The 16,717-nt window shown below is 75.1% G+C and carries 12 protein-coding genes; 7 read left to right on the top strand and 5 right to left on the bottom strand.

Annotation, left to right across the window (positions count from 1 at the left end; translation table 11 throughout):
• Window positions 1-404: 404 nt before the first annotated feature.
• Both ACWEO5_RS33815 and ACWEO5_RS33820 read left to right on the top strand, forming a co-directional pair.
• Window positions 405-3,425 carry an ABC transporter substrate-binding protein gene (locus tag ACWEO5_RS33815; protein WP_452165947.1) on the top strand — a complete coding sequence of 1,007 codons (3,021 nt, stop codon included), beginning with the start codon at window positions 405-407 and terminating at the stop codon, window positions 3,423-3,425.
• A gap of 108 nt (window positions 3,426-3,533) precedes the next feature.
• On the top strand, window positions 3,534-4,028 hold the full coding sequence (locus tag ACWEO5_RS33820) for a hypothetical protein (RefSeq protein ID WP_452165948.1): 495 nt from the start codon (window positions 3,534-3,536) through the stop codon (window positions 4,026-4,028).
• A gap of 266 nt (window positions 4,029-4,294) precedes the next feature.
• On the opposite strand, the gene ACWEO5_RS33825 is transcribed toward ACWEO5_RS33820, so the two are convergent.
• Window positions 4,295-5,074: an SDR family NAD(P)-dependent oxidoreductase gene (locus ACWEO5_RS33825; protein ID WP_452165949.1), complete on the bottom strand. Its 780-nt coding sequence runs from the start codon at window positions 5,072-5,074 to the stop codon at window positions 4,295-4,297.
• 220 nt (window positions 5,075-5,294) lie between these two features.
• Between ACWEO5_RS33825 and ACWEO5_RS33830 the strand changes: the two genes are divergently transcribed.
• Window positions 5,295-6,125, top strand: coding sequence for a helix-turn-helix transcriptional regulator (locus ACWEO5_RS33830; RefSeq protein ID WP_452165950.1), 831 nt, complete (start codon window positions 5,295-5,297; stop codon window positions 6,123-6,125).
• Window positions 6,126-6,619: 494 nt separating this feature from the next.
• On the top strand, window positions 6,620-7,654 hold the full coding sequence (locus ACWEO5_RS33835) for a glycoside hydrolase family 19 protein (RefSeq protein WP_452165957.1): 1,035 nt from the start codon (window positions 6,620-6,622) through the stop codon (window positions 7,652-7,654).
• 267 nt (window positions 7,655-7,921) lie between these two features.
• Here the strand turns inward: ACWEO5_RS33835 and ACWEO5_RS33840 are convergent, their stop codons facing one another.
• Both ACWEO5_RS33840 and ACWEO5_RS33845 read right to left on the bottom strand, forming a co-directional pair.
• A complete protein-coding gene (locus tag ACWEO5_RS33840; protein ID WP_452165951.1) occupies window positions 7,922-9,196 on the bottom strand; it encodes an MFS transporter in 1,275 nt (424 codons plus the stop codon).
• Window positions 9,197-10,076: 880 nt separating this feature from the next.
• Window positions 10,077-10,325, bottom strand: a complete 249-nt coding sequence (locus tag ACWEO5_RS33845) for a hypothetical protein (RefSeq protein ID WP_452165952.1) — start codon at window positions 10,323-10,325, stop codon at window positions 10,077-10,079.
• Window positions 10,326-10,937: 612 nt separating this feature from the next.
• Between ACWEO5_RS33845 and ACWEO5_RS33850 the strand changes: the two genes are divergently transcribed.
• Both ACWEO5_RS33850 and ACWEO5_RS33855 read left to right on the top strand, forming a co-directional pair.
• A complete protein-coding gene (locus ACWEO5_RS33850) occupies window positions 10,938-11,516 on the top strand; it encodes a hemerythrin domain-containing protein (RefSeq protein ID WP_452165953.1) in 579 nt (192 codons plus the stop codon).
• A 289-nt stretch (window positions 11,517-11,805) separates the two neighbouring features.
• Window positions 11,806-12,975 carry a carboxylate-amine ligase gene (locus ACWEO5_RS33855; RefSeq protein WP_452165954.1) on the top strand — a complete coding sequence of 390 codons (1,170 nt, stop codon included), beginning with the start codon at window positions 11,806-11,808 and terminating at the stop codon, window positions 12,973-12,975.
• Between the two features lie 45 nt (window positions 12,976-13,020).
• Here ACWEO5_RS33855 and ACWEO5_RS33860 read toward each other — a convergent pair whose 3' ends face one another.
• Both ACWEO5_RS33860 and ACWEO5_RS33865 read right to left on the bottom strand, forming a co-directional pair.
• Window positions 13,021-14,208, bottom strand: coding sequence for an amidohydrolase (locus tag ACWEO5_RS33860; protein ID WP_452165955.1), 1,188 nt, complete (start codon window positions 14,206-14,208; stop codon window positions 13,021-13,023).
• A 110-nt stretch (window positions 14,209-14,318) separates the two neighbouring features.
• Complete coding sequence (locus tag ACWEO5_RS33865; protein ID WP_452165958.1) at window positions 14,319-15,551, bottom strand: PP2C family protein-serine/threonine phosphatase; 1,233 nt, start codon at window positions 15,549-15,551, stop codon at window positions 14,319-14,321.
• Between the two features lie 211 nt (window positions 15,552-15,762).
• On the opposite strand from ACWEO5_RS33865, the gene ACWEO5_RS33870 reads away from it, so the two are divergent.
• Window positions 15,763-16,254 carry a TspO/MBR family protein gene (locus ACWEO5_RS33870; protein WP_452165956.1) on the top strand — a complete coding sequence of 164 codons (492 nt, stop codon included), beginning with the start codon at window positions 15,763-15,765 and terminating at the stop codon, window positions 16,252-16,254.
• Window positions 16,255-16,717: the final 463 nt, after the last annotated feature.

Raw genomic sequence — 16,717 nt, forward strand, 5'->3', positions numbered from 1 at the left:
GCATCCGTCAACGACGAGTCATACGAAGACTTACAGACACAGACGCACATGGCGGCGATCTTCGCGGACACCCGACCGCGAAGATCACAGCCACTAGATCACGCCACGCAGTTGATCAATTACCCCACACTTTCTCAGGCCGCCTCGGCCGCATACTGAGACACCAGCCGTACCTGCCCCCCGTTCTGCCCGCGGGCCTCGGGGCTCGTGGGCAGAAGGCCCTGGGCAGCGCGGAGGTGGCCGAGGAGGGCGCTGCGCAACCGGGCCGCGGCGCGGCTGAGCGGAAGGCCCCGCCATTTTGGGTCTCGATGCGCTCAAGCCGCCAACTGAAGCGCTCAGTCACACCGGTCACGAACAGATCATGATCGCCCGGGCGGTCACCGGGGGCCGGTAGCCTGTGCGCCGTGACAGACGCGGACGGCAAGTTGATCGGTGGGCGGTACCGGCTGATCGAGCCGGTCGGGCGGGGCGGAATGGGTCGCGTCTGGCGGGGCCGGGACGAGACCCTGCACCGTGAGGTCGCCGTCAAGGAGATCCTGTTCCCGGCCGGACTGGAGGAGGAGCAGCGGGAGTTGCTGCTCCAGCGGGTGATGCGGGAGGCCCGGGTCGCGGCCGGGCTCAACCACCCCGGGATCATCACGGTGTTCGACGTGGTGGAGCAGGACGGCGCCCCGGTGATCGTGATGGAGTTCGTGGTCGGCACCTCGCTGGCCGCCACCGTCCGGGACCACGGCCGGCTGCCCGCGCCCCGGGTCGCCGAGATCGGCCTGGCCGTGCTGGACGCGCTGGGAGCCGCGCACGCCGCGGGCGTCGTCCACCGGGACCTGAAGCCCGACAACATCCTGCTCAGCGGCAACCGCGTGGTGCTCACCGACTTCGGCATCGCCAGCATCGCCGACGCCACCATGTCCCTCACCAGCACCGGCACGCTGCTCGGCACGCCGGCCTACATGGCGCCCGAGCAGCTCGACGGCAAGCCCGCCAGCGCGGCCTCCGACCTGTGGTCGCTGGGCGCGACCCTGCACACCGCCGTCGAGGGCGAAGCCCCGTTCGCGGCCGGCACCCTGACCGCCCTCTACGTCGCCATCCTCACCCAGCCGCCGCGGCCGTCCCGGCACGCCGGACCGCTCGCCCCGGCGCTGCTCGGCCTGCTGGTCAAGGACCCCGGGTTGCGGCTGAACGCCGAACAGGCCGTCCGCACGCTCACCGCGGCCGCCCGGCCGGCCCCCGCGACCCCGCCCGTCCCCGTCCCCGCGCCGCACCAGGGAACGGTCCGCGACGTGGTCCCGGCCGCCCCGCTCCCGGCCGCCCCGGCGCCGGTCACCCCGGCACCGCCCGTTCCGCTCGCCCCGCCGCCGCTCCCGAGCACCCCGCCCCCCGTGCCGACGGCGACCCCGGCCCACGGGCAGGCGCAGGTCCAGGCGCAGGCACCGGCGCCGATCCCGAGCCCGGCGCCGGTGCCGTTCCCGGTCCCGGTGGACAGCCCGAACCCGTACGCCTCGCCGGCCCCGTTCCCGAACCCGTACGCCACGCCGCTGCCGCCGGTCCTGACCTCCCCGCAGACCGCCGCGTCCGGCGGGCCCGGCAGGCGCCGCCGCATCCTGCTGTTCGGTGCCCTCGGGGTGCTCGCCGCGGTGGTGCCGGCGAGCGTCCTGGTGGCGAACCTGCTGGGGAAGAAGGAGGACCCGGGCGGTGGCGGCGGAGGCGGAACCTCCGCGTCGCCCTCGCTCTCGCCGTCGCCCGGGGCGAGCGGCGGGGGCACCGGCACCACCACCGTGGCGTACGACGCGGCGATCGACCAGGTGCTGAACCCGTCCGGCCGGAAGGGCGGCACCCTCAAGCTCGGCAGCTCCACCGACCTGGACTCGCTGGACCCGGCGCGCAGTTACTACGGCTACGCCTGGAACTTCCAGCGCTTCTACGTCCGCACCCTGTTCGCGTACGACGGCAAGCCCGGCCGGGCCGGCACCGTCGTGGTGCCGGACCTGGCCGCCGCCGCGCCGGACGTCTCCGACGGCGGCCGGACGTACACCGTCCGGCTGCGCCCCGGGCTGAAGTTCGAGGACGGCACGCCGATCACCGCCAAGGACGTCAAGTACGGCATCGAACGGTCCTTCGACCAGGAGACGCTGGACGGCGGCCCGACGCTGCTGGTCGACCAACTCGACCAGGGCCAGGGCTACCGGGGCCCGTACAGCGACGGCGACCCCGACAAGCTGGGCCTGCGGTCGGTGCGCACGCCGGACGACCTCACCCTGGTGTTCACCCTCGCCAAGCCGAACGCCGACTTCCCCTACCTGCTGACCCTGGGCGCCACCGCTCCCGTCCCGCAGGGCGCCGACACCCGCGGCAAGTACGCCGAGAAGCCGGTCTCCTCGGGACCGTACAAGTTCCGCACCGTGCAGACCGGCAAGAGCTACGAGTTGGAGCGCAACCCCGCCTGGGACCAGGCCGGCGACCCGCTGCGCAAGGCGCTGCCGGACCGGATCCGGCTGACCGTCGGCACCAGCGCCGACGAGATCGACTCCCGGCTGCTCTCCGGAGACCTCGACCTCGACCTGTCGCAGGCCGGACTGCAGTCCGCCGCCCGGGCCCGGGTGCTCGCCGACCCCGCGCTGAAGGCGAACGCCGACGACCCGGCCACCGGCGCCCTGCGCTACGTGGCCCTCGTCCCGGCGGTCGCGCCGTTCGACAACCAGCACTGCCGCAACGCCGTGCTGTACGCGGCCGACACCACCGCCCTGCAGACCGCGCGCGGCGGCCCGGAGAGCGGCGAACCGGCCGGCTCGATGCTCCCGCCGACCGCGACCGGCTGGGACGAGTACGACCCGTACGGGCTCCGGGACGGCCGGCCCGACCAGGCCAAGGCCAAGGCCGAACTGGCCGCCTGCGGCAAGCCGGCCGGCTTCCCCGTCACGATGGCCGTCCGGGCCAACAGCCCCAAGGAGCAGGCGGCGGCGCTGACCCTGCAGAACTCGCTCAAGGCGGTCGGCATCAGCGTCAGCATCGACACCTACCAAGCCTCCGAACTGTCCGCCACCATCGGCTCGCCGAGTACCGTCAAGGCCAAGGGCTACGGGATGATCATGTCCGGCTGGAGCGCCGACTACCCGGCGGGCGGGGCCTTCCTCCAGGAGATCGCCGACGGCCGACGGATCCGCGACACCGGCAACTACAACTTCCCCGGCATCAACGACCCCGAGATCAACGGCTGGTTCGACCAGGCCGCCGGACAGGCCGACCAGGCCAAGGCCGCCGACCTCTACCGGAAGATCAACCACAAGGTCACCGACGGCGCCTACTACCTGCCGTACGCCGTCAGCCGCGCGCTGAACTACCGCAACCCGCGGTTGACCAACGTCTACGTCACCGACGCCTACGGCGGCGTCGACCTCCAGGCGCTGGGCGTCTCCGACGGCAACTGAGGGCGGCCGACGGCGGTCGACCGCGACCGAACGGGGCCGACGGCGGCCGACCGGGGCCGACGGCGGTCAACCGGGGCCGACCGGGTCGACGGAAGTAGGGTGCGGGGCATGACCGTTCGTGTCCCGCTCCGCTTCTCCCGCACCACGGACCTCGGCTGCCACGGCGACCTCCTGTTGGAGCTCGGCGGCTGGCGCCACGAGTGCGACTCGTACTACCTCGCCATCGACGACTCGCCCCGGGCGGGGGCGGACATCGCCCGGGGGTTGGTCCGGCTGCTCGACCAATGGCTGGAGCAGCTCGAACGGCTGCCTCAACTCGGCACCGGGGGAAGAGTGTTCCTGCCGTTCGACTTCTCCGACGAGTACACCGGCTGGCTGCGGGTGTCGAACGGTGGTGGCGGCCCGGTCACGGTGGAGGCGGGGTGGAGCGGTGCCGAAGGGTGGAGCTTCCACCCGTCGGACGTCGCCGGAACGGCAGAGCTGGTCCGCGACTTCAAGCCGATCGACGGCGCCGGCATCGAGTGCGGGCTCGGGGACCTCGTCGCGGCCGTCACCGGGAACCGGGCGGAGCTCGGGGCCGGAGCCGCCGGTGGCGCGGCCTGACGGCCTGACGGCCTGACAACGGCGGGCGGCGGCGGGCGGGTTCCGGGCGTCCGCCAGTGCCCGCCGGTGCCCGCCCGTTCGGCGCTCGGAGAGCTGCTGCTGCAGCGGGTCCGGCTCCTCCCCGAGCAGGAGCGAGCAGATCAGGACCCCTTCAGGGCGGAGCCCGGAGCGCGGCACCCGGGCGGGCACGGCCGGGTCGTACCGGCGCGGCCCCCGGATCCGGGGGCGCGGGGCCGGTCCGGGGAGCCGCCGCGTCAAGGGCCGGGTCAGGCGCGGTAGCGGGTGGCGAGTGCGGGGCGCTGGCTGGCGAAGGCGGCGAGGTCGGCGGCGAACACCTCGTCCAGGAGGCGCCGGTCCTCGACACCGGGGGCGATGACGGTCTCGCCCAGGGCGATGCCGGCCAGTGCGCCGGTGACCAGGTCCTCGGCGCTCATCCGGGGCACGGCGCTGAGGTCCAGGCCCTGGACGCTGTGGAAGTTGGTGGCCACGACGCCCGGGCAGACCACGTGCGCGCTCACGCCGCTGCCCGCCAGTTCGGCGGCCAGCGCCTGCGTCATGGTGACCAGGTGGGCCAGGCTCCCGGCGTAGACGGCCCGGCGCGGCATCACCTCGGGCCCGGCCGGACCGCTGAAGGCGATCATGCCCGCGACGTTGAGCAGGGTGCCGCGGCCCCGGTCCAGCATCCCGCCGACGGCCGCGCGGGTCAGCAGGGTGGGGGCGAGGACCTTGACGTTGACCACTTCGCGGGCCCGCTCGGCGGGCAGCTCGGCCAGCGGCATGTAGTGCGAGACGCCGGCGTTGTTGACCAGCAGGTCCAGCGGGGCGTCGGCGATCGCGGCGGCCACGGCGTCGATGCCCGCGGGAGTGGACAGGTCGGCGGCGATCGCGCGCACCTCGACGTCCGGATGGGCGGCGGCGAAGGCGTGCAGCCGCTCCTCGGTGCGGCCGACGACGATCAGGTCGCGGCCTTCGGCGGCCAGGCGTTCGGCGAAGGCCAGGCCGATGCCGGAGGTGGCGCCGGTGACCAGGGCGAGGCGGTTGCTCATCTGGGGTCATTGGGTTCGAGGGACGCCGTCCGGGGGAGTTCGGGGCACGGTGTCCGGCGGGGCGCTCTCCGGGGCCGTCGGGCACCGGCCGGACCGCGTCCCCGCCACGGGTTCCACCTTGCGGGAGAACCGGGCCCGCAGACAGCGGACCCGCTGTCCTGGTACTGCCGGTACCAGGACGCGCGGCCACCGGGGCCGCCCCGTTCGGCACACTGGACACATGCCGACGACACCCCTGGGCGCGGCGCTGCGGCGCCGGCGCGAACTGGTCACCCCCGAGTCCGTGGGGCTGCCCGTCGGCGGCCGGCGCCGGGCCGCCGGACTGCGGCGCGAGGAGCTGGCGCAGCTGGCCGGGGTGTCGGTCGACTACGTCACCCGCCTCGAACAGGGCCGGTCGGCGCACCCGTCCGGGCAGGTCGTCGAGGCGCTGGCCCGCGCGCTGCGCCTGGGCGACGCCGACCGCGCCCACCTGTTCGAACTGGCGGGCCTCGTCCCGCCCGGCCCCGGGGCGGTCTCCGGGCGGATCACCCCCGGCGTGCAGCGGATGCTCGACCGGCTGACCGGCACGCCCGTCGCGGTCTTCGACGCCACCTGGACCCAACTGCTGGCCAACCCGCTGTACAGCGCGCTGATGGGCGAGTGGCACGGCGACGACCTGAACGGGGTGTGGCGGACCTTCCTGGGCTCCGGTTCGCGGGTGCGCCACACGCCCGAGTCGATGGGGGCGCTACGGGCCCAGCAGGTCGCCGACCTGCGGGCGACCGCCGAGCGCTACCCGGACGACCCGCGCCTGCGCCGGCTGGTCGCCACGCTGCGGACCGGGAGCCCCGAGTTCGACGGGCTGTGGCGGCGGGCGCCCGCCGCGCCCCACCGCAGCGCGCGCAAGACGGTCGACCACCCCGTCGTCGGCGAGCTGACACTGGACTGCGACGTGCTGCACGTCACCGGCGAGGACCTGCGGATCATGGTCTACACGGCCGAGCCCGGCACCCGGGACGCCGAACGCCTCGCCCTGCTCGGCGTGATCGGGACGCAGTCCCTCGTCGGCTGAGCACGACGCCGGCTGAGCACTGCGTGTGTCGAGCACTGCGCCGGTCGGCCACTGCCGGGGGTCTCCCGGTCGGGGCGGCCGTTCGTCGCGGTTCCCACCTGGAGGCTAGAAAGGTCTGGACCACTCCGTCAATAGGGCCGGACGGAAAGCCGGTGGGCATTCGGTTCCTCCTGCTGTGAAATGCCGCTGAATACCAGGTTCCGTTTTCGGAATTCGCGGCTTCCGGCCTGGTGGGGGCCGGTCGGACGTGCCGGAACCATCCGGCCGGGCGGGGTTGGATCCGCTTCGGGAATGACAGTAAAGGTTCCTGACATTTCGTCAGTCCGATTTCACCAGTGCTTTCCTGACCTATTGACAGGTCTGGACCATTTGGAGTTGAGTCACCGCGGGTTCCCTGCCCAGCCCCGTCCTTCCCCCACGAGGAGTGGCACGTGAACAAGCAAAAGATCGCCGCACTGCTGACCGGCGCGCTGGCCGCGACCGGCCTGGCCGTCATGGTGCCCACCACGTCGACCGCGGCGGCCGCCTGTGCGGCCCCGTACGCGGCGTCGCAGGTGTACACCGGCGGCATGTCCGCCTCGTACAACGGGCACAACTGGAACGCCAAGTGGTGGACCCAGGGCGAGACGCCGAGCACCGGCGGCTCCGGCGTCTGGGCCGACCAGGGCGCCTGTGGCGGCGGTGGCGGCACCACCCCCACCCAGAGCGCCTGCAACCACCCCACCTGGGTGGCCGGCACCCAGTACGCCACCGGCTCGATCGTCAAGTACGCGCCCAACGGCCAGTACTACATCGCCACCCACGACAACCCGGGCTATGACCCGACCATCTCCACCTGGTTCTGGAGCCCCTACGCCTGCACCGGTGGCGGCACCAGCCCGAGCCCGACCACCACCACCCCCAACCCGGGCGGCTTCGTGGTCTCCGAGGCCCAGTTCAACCAGATGTTCCCGAACCGGAACTCCTTCTACACCTACTCCGGCCTGGTCGCGGCGCTGAACGCCTACCCGGCGTTCGCCAACACCGGCTCGGACACCGTGAAGAAGCAGGAGGCCGCGGCGTTCCTGGCCAACATCAACCACGAGACCGGCGGCCTGGTCTACATCGTCGAGCAGAACACCGCCAACTACCCGCACTACTGCGACACCTCGCAGTCCTACGGCTGCCCGGCCGGGCAGTCCGCGTACTACGGCCGCGGCCCGATCCAGCTCAGCTGGAACTTCAACTACAAGGCCGCCGGCGACGCGCTCGGCATCGACCTGCTGAACAACCCGAACCTGGTGCAGACCGACGCGGCCGTCGCCTGGAAGACCGGCATCTGGTACTGGATGACCCAGAACGGCCCCGGCACCATGACCGCGCACAACGCCATGGTCAACGGCAACGGCTTCGGCGAGACCATCCGCTCCATCAACGGCTCCATCGAGTGCAACGGCGGCAACCCCGCCCAGGTGCAGAGCCGGATCAACGCCTACACCAGCTTCACCTCGATCCTCGGCGTCCCCACCGGCTCGAACCTGAGCTGCTGAGACCCTGAGACAGGGCGGGCCCACCGGGCCCGCCCCCGGAACACGCACCCCGCCCGCCTCTCCCCAAGCGGCGGGCGGGGTGCGCCGCCGTCAGGATGCGGGCCGTTCGCGCAGGTGAGGCGCGGCCCGGCCGGTGGTTCGGCCGACTCCGCGGGATGTCGGGGGGTCATCCCGGAAGCCGGCCGCCCGAATGTCCGTCCGGGTCGGGTGTCCGCAAAAAACTCAGTACGTGTGCAGATCCTACGAATTGCCGCAGGGTGTTGTGCCCTACGCGGACACGCTCTTCGGGGTGGTGCGGCGGGCGCGGGTGGCGGCCAGGCCGGCGGCGACCACCAGGGTGGCGACGGCGAGGGCGCCGACGGCGTGGGCCAGGGTGCCGGTGGGCTTGGCGGCGGCGAGCAGGATCAGCGGGCAGACGAACTCGCCGAGGAAGAAGGCGGTGTTCCACAGGCCGGTGCCGCGGCCGCGGTTGGCGGGGGTCAGCAGCGCGACGGTGCGGTTGATCAGGGTGGGCAGCAGCATGCCGGTGCCGAGGCAGTTGACGACGGCGCCGAGGACGAGGAGGGGGATGGCGTCGGCGAGGGCGATGATGGCGAAGCCGGCGGCGCAGAGGGTGAGGGTCCAGGGCAGCAGGCGGTCGGCGTGGTCGGTGAGGCGGGTGAAGGTGGCGGCGCCGGCGACGGTGGCGGCGCTGGCGATGGCGGTGCACAGGCCGATGGTGGCGGGGGCTTCGGTGCCGAGGTCCTTGAGGAGGAAGGAGGTTTCGACGGGGATGGTGTAGAAGACGATCGCGCCGAAGAAGGTCAGGGCGCAGGGGGCCAGTAGGCGGCGCAGCAGTGGCCCGAAGGGGTCCAGGGCCGGGGCCGGGGTGTTGTCGGTGCGGCGGCCGGTGGGGCGGAGCATGGTGGCGAGCAGGGGGGCGAGGAGCAGGCCGACGGCGTAGGCCCAGAAGGGGGCGCGCCAGCCGGCGGAGCCGGCGGCGCCGCCGAGGGCGAAGAAGGCGGTGGCGGAGACGGCGGAGCAGATGGCTTGGAGGGCGAGGTACTTCTCGCGTTGCTTGCCGTTCCAGTAGTCGCCGATCAGGGTGGTGCAGCAGGTCATGATGGCGGATTCGGCGACGCCGACCAGGGCGCGGCTGGCGATGATCGCGGGTAGTGAGTCGAGCCAGAGCGGGGCGGTGCCGACGATGGCGTAGAGGACGGTGGCGATCACCAGCAGGCGGTGGCGGCCGAGGCGGTCGATGATGGCGCCGGCGAAGGGGGCCATGATCGCGAGGGAGAGCGCGGGGACGGTCAGGGCCATGGGGGCGAGGGCGTCGACGCCGGAGACCGTGGTGAAGTGGTCCTGCAGTTTGGGCAGGACGGGGGCGATCAGGACGGCGCCGAGGATGGGCAGGCAGCTGCCGGCCAGCAGCAGGGTCAGGGTCAGTCGCGGCCGGGCGAGGACCGGACCCGACCCGGTCGCGTCGGCAGGTGCATCGGCAGCCACGTCGGTGGGTATCGGATCCGTCGTGGGCGCGTCGGTGGGGAGGGGGGCGGGCATGACCGCTCCGTTCGAAGAGGCGTGGACCCCCGGCCGGGCGGAACGGGCGGACGCGTCGGCCCGCCCCCGCCCGGACGGCGGTGGGGATGTCGGCACGGGACGCCGTGTCGGCGGGCCGGAGTGGCAGCCATTCTGGACGGGCTTGGTGGTCCCGGGGAATGGTACTGCCGATCGATTGTACGAATACCCGTCATTCGCCTGACAGCTGACGGTCCGATTGTTCCCGCAGCTCCCGGCCCACCAGGGTCGCGGCGTCCCGTGTGCACGGGACGCCACCACGGGGCCTTGGCGAGCGGGACGGCGTCGAACGGGCCGGGCCGGGCGCGGACGCCACCGGGCGGGCCGGGCCGGCGGGGCCCGTTCCCGGCGGGGTCCGGCTGCTGCCGTCGGGTCGGACCGCCCACCGTCCGCGACCTGGGCGCCTTCTGAGGAGCACGTCGAAGGCGTCCGACGCGGCGTCAGCGGCATCGCGGGCGACCCCGAACGGTAGTGCGCCGCAGCGGCGTTCTGATTCGGCGGCCCCCGCGCGGTGGTCGGCGTCCACCACGGCGTGCCGGCGCCGTCCGGGGCGTCGATCGTCAACGCCGGGTCGGTGGCCGCCCCGGCCGCGCGCCGCCGGGTCGTGCGGACCGTCGGCAAGGGGCGCTGCATGGTCTGGCCGGGGCCGCTTGGGGGGAACTCGGTCGACTCACTGGCCGGGTGAACACCAGTCACCCCGGCCGCGTTTCGCGGAGCCGGCCCGCGCGAGACCCGCTGGGCCGCACCGGCGCCGAGTCGACCTCCGGAGCGCGACCGCCGCCGGGCCGGCTCCCGCCGGGCCGGCCCCCGCCGTCGGCCGACGGGCCGCCAGCGGTGACGGGCCGTCAGTGGTGACTGGCCGTCAGCGGTGGCGGGCGGGCCGGTGGACGAGGGCGAGGGTGAAGCCGACGGCGCCGATGACGATCAGGACGACACCGCTGATCAGCAGGGAGAGGGGCGGCCGTTCGCCGTCGGCGGCGGTGGCCGCGCCCCCGGCCACCATGGCGCGGGCCGGGGCGGAGCCGGTGGTGGCGGCCGGGGGCGGGGTGGCGCCGCCGACGGCGGCGGGGTGCGCGTCGAAGCCGAGCACCTCGGTGCGGGGACCCGGCACGGAGGCGGACGCGTCCTGGCCGACCGGGGCCGGGTCCGTGCTCGTGGTGCTGGGCTCCTCGGTGGCGGACGCGCTCGGCCGAGCGCGGCCCGCGGCCGGCGTCCCGTCCGCGGGCGGCGGGACCGTAACCGACGCGGCCGGCGCCGACTCGGTGGCCGGGGCGGACGCGGAGGCGCTCGCGGTCGCAGATGCCGTCGCCGTCGCCGTCGCTGTCGGGGAGCTGGACCCGGTGGCGGGGCCGGACCCGGTGGCGGCGGGGGAGGGCGGCGGGGTCGGGGTGGCGGTCGGTCCTTGGTCGGCGGCCTGCGCGGCGGTGCCACCAAAGGCGAGGGTGGTGCCCAGGACGGCACCGGCACCGAGAACGGCGAGACGGGAGCGGACGGGCACGGAGTTCCCCCAGAGGCGGAAGCGGGACGGGAGCGGGACGGAAGCGGCGCGGCCGGTACGCGGGGCGTCCGGCGCGCGTCCCCCGTATCCCCCCTGTCGCCCGGAGAATGCGTCGCGGGCCCGCCCGGTCGGGTGCGGAGAATTCCACCCGGAATGCCCGTTTGGTGCCGGGGCGGCCGGTGAGACGACCGTGGACAGCGATCCGGCAGCGAGAGGAGCCAGACCATGACCGGCACGACCACCGGGACGGGGACGAGCACGGCGCAGCAGGAGGACGTCGTCGACGTCCTGCTGGCGCAGCACCAGCGGATCCGAGGGCTCTTCGCGGACGTCCGCGCCGCGCGGGGCGAGCACAAGCAGCAGGCGTTCGACGAGCTGCGGGCGCTGCTGGCGGTGCACGAGACCGGCGAGGAACTGGTGGTGCGGCCCGCGGCCGCGCGCACGGCGGGCAAGGCCGAGGCGTCGGCCCGCAACGAGGAGGAGGCCGAGGCCAACCGCGCCCTGCTGGAGCTGGAGAAGCTCGACGTGACGAGCCCCGGGTTCGACGCCGAACTGGCCGCCTTCCAGCAGGCGGTGGAGGCCCACGCGCAGCACGAGGAGAAGGAGGAGTTCCCCGCGCTGCTGGCCTTCTGCGACCCGGACCGGCGCCGGGCGATGGGCCGCCGCCTGCTGGCGGCCGAGCGGATCGCCCCGACCCACCCGCACCCGGGCACGGCCGGCAAGCCGGTCCTGCAGTGGACGGTCGGCCCGTTCGCCTCCCTGCTGGACCGGGCCAAGGACGCCTACGCCCACCACCGCGACTGACGCGCCCCCGCCCGGCCGGCACGGCGGCCCCCGGCCCCTCCGCCCCCGCGGACGGACCGGGGGCCGCGCTGCGGTCGGCGTTCGCCCCACCGCCACCGCGGCTCGGACAGCCGCCCGACCGGGGGAGGAGGAAGCGGAACGCCACGAGCCGCAAGAGGGCGGCGAGGGCGGTGGCCGCCCCGGCGGCACCCCTCCCGAGCACCGGCCCGACCATCGCTGACCGGCCCGGCCCTCCCGTACCGGGGCCGGGACGACGGTTGGACGTCCCGTCCGGGGGTAGCCGCCGCACATGGTGACCGTGGGTGTGGAAGAGGAGTACCTGCTGCTGGACGCCGCCACCGGTGTGCCGGTGGCCCGGGCCGAACAGGTCCGGCAGGCGGCCGACCGGCAACCCGGGATCGACGGGTCCGAGGTGCAACGCGAGCTGCTGCAAGCACAGTTGGAGGTGGCCACCCCGGTCTGCGAGACGCTGGACGAGGTCGGCGCCCACCTGGGGCGGCTGCGCGGCGCCCTCGCGGCGGCCGCCGCCGCGCACGGCTGCCGGCTGGCGGCCTGCGGCGCCGCCCCCTTCGCCGACCGCCTGGCGGTGCCGGTCAGCGACACCCCCCGGTACCGCACCATCCACGCCGACGCCCCGCAGTTGACGGACGAGCAACTGATCACCGGCATGCACGTGCACGTCGGCGTGCCGGACCGCGAGGCGGGCGTCGCCGTCCTCAACGGCCTGCGCCCCTGGCTGCCGCTGATCGTCGCGCTGTCCGCCAACTCGCCGCTGTGGAACGGCGTCGACACCGGTTTCGCCGACTGGCGGACGGTGGTCTTCAGCCGGTGGCCGGTCAGCGGGGTGCCCCCGCACTTCGACGGCGCCGCCGACTACGACGCCCGGATCCGCGCCCTCGTCGACACCGGGCTGATCGGCGACACGGGCCAGCTCTACTGGCAGGCCAGGCTCTCCGAGACCTACCCCACCGTGGAGATCAGGGCCATGGACGTCCAACTCCGCGTCGACGAGGCCGTGATGCTGGCCGGCCTGGTCCGGGCGGTCGCCGCGACCCTGCTCACCGACCCGGAGCGGGTCCGGGCCGCCGAAGCCAGGCCCGAGGCGCTGGCCGCCGCGGTCTGGTACGCCGCCCGCCACGGCTGCACCGAACGGCTCTACGACCCCGGCACCGGAACCCTGGACTCCCCGCCGGCGGTGCTGGAGCGCGTCCTCGACACCCTCGGCCCCGCCCTGCGCCGCCACGGCGACACCCCGCAGGTCGAACCCCTCCTGGGGCGGCTGCTCACCGAGGGCAACGGCGCGGTCCGCCAGCGCCGCGAACTGCGCCGCGGCGGACGCGCCGGACTGGTCGACCTGGTCAGCAGCGTCACCGACGGCACGGGCGGCGACGGCACGGACGGTACGGGCAGCAGGGACAACACCGACGGCACCGACGGCACCGACGAGCCCACCGGGTGAGACCGGGCGGGACCGGACGGGGACGGGCGGGCCGGGGGACCGGTCCTACCGCGTTCCGTCGGCGGCCCCGTGCTGCTCCCAGGCCGCCCGCCGCAGCCCGGCGTCCAGCAGGACGTCCGCGGCCGTGCAGGCCAGCGCCCAGGTGACGGCCGGCAGCACCGACCGGGCCCGGGGCGAGGCCGCCGCGGCGGCGAACTCCGGGGTGTGGTCGGACCCGCTCTCGTCCATGATCGCGACGAACGGGTGGACGGCGGGCACCCGCGCACTGACGTTGCCGATGTCGGAGGAGCCCAGGAGCACCCCCGGCCGCGGCGGGGTGAGGACGGTGCCCGCCCGGGCCAGGTGCGCGGCGAAGCGCCCGGACAGCACCGCGTTGTCGCGGAAGTGCTCGTAGCGCACGGTGGCCCGCTCCACCGTGACCGTGGTCCCGGTGGCCGTGGCGACGCCCTCGGCGCAGGTGCGCAGCTGCTCCGCCAGCCGGTCCAGCTCTGCGGTGGTGAGGGCGCGCAGCCCGAACAGGCCCCCGGCGAGGTCGGGCACGATGTTCGTCGCCGTGCCGCCGACCGTGACGATGCCCTGCACGTGCGAGGCCGCCGGGAGCCGCCGGCCCAGCGCGGACAGGACGTTGAACAGCTCGACCAGCGCGGCCAGCGCGTCGATGCCGTGCTCGGGGTCGCCCGTCGGGTGGGCGGCCCGGCCGTGGAAGGCGACCCGGTACTGCTCCTGCGCGGTCAGCACCGCGTGCGTCCAGTCGTGGACGCCCGGGTGGAACATCAGTGCGGCGTCGACCCCGTCGAACACCCCCGCCTCCACCTCCAGGGCCTTGCCGCCGCCGCCCTCCTCCGCCGGGGTCCCGACCGCCAGCACCGTCCCGGCGTCCGCCGGCAGCACCTCGCGGACGGCCAGCGCCGCCCCCAGGCCGGCCGCCGCGATCAGGTGGTGGCCGCAGGCGTGCCCCAGCCCGGGCAGCGCGTCGTACTCCAGCAGCAGGGCCACCACCGGACGGCCCCGGCCGGCCGAGGCGGTGAAGGCCGTCGGCATCCCCGCCACGCCCCGGCGCACCTCGAATCCCGCCCCCGCCAGCTCGCCCGTCAGCAGCGCGGCGGCCCGGTGCTCGGCGAAGGCGTACTCGGGGTCGGCGTGCAGGGCGAGGGCCGTCCCCCACAGCCCGTCCGCCCGACGGCGGACCGCCTCCCGGAGGCGTTCGTACAGGTCGTCGTGGGTCTGAGGCACTTCGGCTCCCGGGGGTTCGACGAGCACTGCCGTGCCCACCCGTCTGCCACGCACCGCCGTCCCCACACCTGCCCGCTCCCGCCCGCCCGCGCCCGCCCGGGCCCGGCGGGTCACAGGCGCAGCACCACCAGGGCGGTGTCGTCGGTGAGCCCGGCCGGCGGGACGAGGTCGGCGAGCAGGGCGTCGGCCAGCTGGCCGGGCGCGGAACGGCGGTGGCGGGACAGCGAGCGGGCCAGCCGGTCGAGGCCGACGTCGATGTCCTCGCGGCGGCGCTCGACCAGGCCGTCGGTGTACAGCACGAGGACGGAGCCCTCGGCGAAGTCGGCCCGCGCCTGGGGGCGCCCGGCGTACTCGGGCCGGGCGCCCAGCGGGGGGTCGGTGGCCCGGTCCAGGAAGGCCACGGCCCCGTCCGGCCCGCACAGGGCGGGCGGCGGATGGCCGGCGCTGCTGTAGGCCAGGGTGCGGCCGGCCCGGTCGATGAAGACCGACACGGCGGTGGTGTTCTCCGCGCCGTCCACGGACCGGGCGTACCGGTCGAGCACCTCCAGGGCCTGGGCGGGCCCGACGGCGACCCGGGAGGCGGCCGACAGCGCGCTGCGCAGCTGCCCCATCACCCCGGCGGCGCGCAGCCCGTGCCCCACCACGTCGCCGACGGCCACCGCGGTGCGCCCGCCGTCGGGCAGGTCGACCAGGTCGTACCAGTCGCCGCAGACGTTCAGCGCACCGGCGGCCGGCCGGTAGCGCACCGCCGCCCAGTGGTGGCCCCGCGGGCGCAGCGCGGGCAGCATCGCCGCCTGCAGGTGCAGGGCCACCTCCCGTTCGCGGGCGTGGGCCCGGCGCAGGCGCTCGTTGACGTCCTGGAGCTCCTGGGCCCGGCTGTAGAGCTCGGCCCCCAGGGTCCGGTTCCGGCCGCTCTCCCGGATGCCGCGGGCCCGGATCAGTTCGGTGACCTCCTCGATCCGGTGCAGCAGGAGCACCACCTTCCCGTCCGGGTCGAGGAGCGGGACGTTGACCGGGCTCCAGTAGCGCTCCTGCCACTCCCCGGGACGCCCGGGGACCTCCACGTCGTAGCGCTGCAGGGCCATGGTGTCGCGCACCCCGGTGGCCGTGACGCGCCGCAGCGAGGCGTGCAGGTTGCGCACGCCGCTGGCCGCCGGGTCGTCGGGGTTGTCCGGGAAGACGTCGAACAGGAACCGGCCGACCACCTGCGCGCGGTCGCGCCCGGACAGCAGCAGGTACACCTCGTTCACGTCCGCGAACACCAGGTCCGGGGTGAGCAGGGCGGCCGCACCCGGCAGGGCCTGGAAGACGGCCCGGTAGTCGATGACGGGTCCGCTCACGATCCACCTGCCGTACGCCGCCGGTTCCCGGTCGGGGGAGTGCTTCCACGATAGGCACCGGAGCTCCGACCGGCCCCCGCGCCCGGCCCCGCACCCGCACCTGGCCCCGGGCGCGCACCCGGCCCCGGCCCCGCACCTGGCCCCGGGCGCGGCGCATGGACCGACGCGGGCCGGACAGACGCGGAGCATGACGAGCAGGTGGACGACCCGGTCGGTGAAGGCACGACGCGCGGCCCCGTACGCGGGCGCCGCCCTGGCGGTGGCGGCCGCCGCCGCGGTGGGCGCAGGGGCCTCCGGCCCGGCCACCTCCTGGTACCGGTCGCTGGACAAGCCCCGCTGGCAGCCCCCGTCCTGGGTGTTCCCGGCGGTGTGGACCCCGCTGTACGCCTCGATCGCCTGGAGCGCCGGGCACGCGCTCGGCCGGACCCGCGGCCGCGAACGCGCCGCCCTGGCCGCCGCGTACGGGACGAACCTGGCGGTGAACGCCGGGTGGACCTGGCTCTTCTTCGGCCTGCGCAGCCCCGTGGCGGGAGTCGCGGGCAGCCTCCTGCTGGACGCCGACACCCTGCGGCTGGTCCGGCGGACGGCGCGCCACGACCCGGCGGCCGCCGCCGCGCTGGTGCCCTACGCCGGGTGGTGCCTCTTCGCCACCGCGCTCAGCGGCTCGCTGGCCCGCCGCAACAGCGGCCCGTCCCGCACCCGGTGACGGCCCGCCCCGCCGTTCCCGGTCCCGGCGCTCCCGCCCCGGCGTTCCCGGACGCAGGGACGGGAAAGACGCGGGCGGCCCCGAGGAGAGGGCGATCCGAGGGCATCCCGAGCATCCGGCAGCACGCCTCCGGCCCCGGCGGCCCGGGCGGGTCCAGCAGCCGCGAACAGCAGGCCCGCGAGCGCACCGTCCCCGGAACCGCCTCTGCCCTGAGGGCTACCGGTCGGGCGGGGAACGGCGGACGGCGACCCGCTCACCGGCCTGGAGACCGGGCCCCGGACGGCTCCGGAACCGACGGCGGCGACAGCGGCACCGAGCGGAGCGGCACCGAGGAGGGCGGTGCCGAGGGGAGCGGTGCCGAGGGGCGCGGCGGGTCGTTCCTCATCCCTCGTCTGGCCCGGCGGGTCCACGCCGGCCTTGACGCCCGATCTCGCTCGGCGACCTCCTACCTGGAGCACGGAAC

It is taken from the genome of Kitasatospora sp. NPDC004272, from assembly GCF_053603035.1.

Coding starts and splice junctions, on each gene's coding strand:
- ACWEO5_RS33820 (WP_452165948.1), top strand. CDS start 3,534: ATGACCGTTCGTGTCCCGCTCCGCTTCTCCCGCACCACGGACCTCGGC.
- ACWEO5_RS33825 (WP_452165949.1), bottom strand. CDS start 5,074: ATGAGCAACCGCCTCGCCCTGGTCACCGGCGCCACCTCCGGCATCGGC.
- ACWEO5_RS33830 (WP_452165950.1), top strand. CDS start 5,295: ATGCCGACGACACCCCTGGGCGCGGCGCTGCGGCGCCGGCGCGAACTG.
- ACWEO5_RS33835 (WP_452165957.1), top strand. CDS start 6,620: ATGGTGCCCACCACGTCGACCGCGGCGGCCGCCTGTGCGGCCCCGTAC.
- ACWEO5_RS33840 (WP_452165951.1), bottom strand. CDS start 9,196: ATGCCCGCCCCCCTCCCCACCGACGCGCCCACGACGGATCCGATACCC.
- ACWEO5_RS33850 (WP_452165953.1), top strand. CDS start 10,938: ATGACCGGCACGACCACCGGGACGGGGACGAGCACGGCGCAGCAGGAG.
- ACWEO5_RS33855 (WP_452165954.1), top strand. CDS start 11,806: ATGGTGACCGTGGGTGTGGAAGAGGAGTACCTGCTGCTGGACGCCGCC.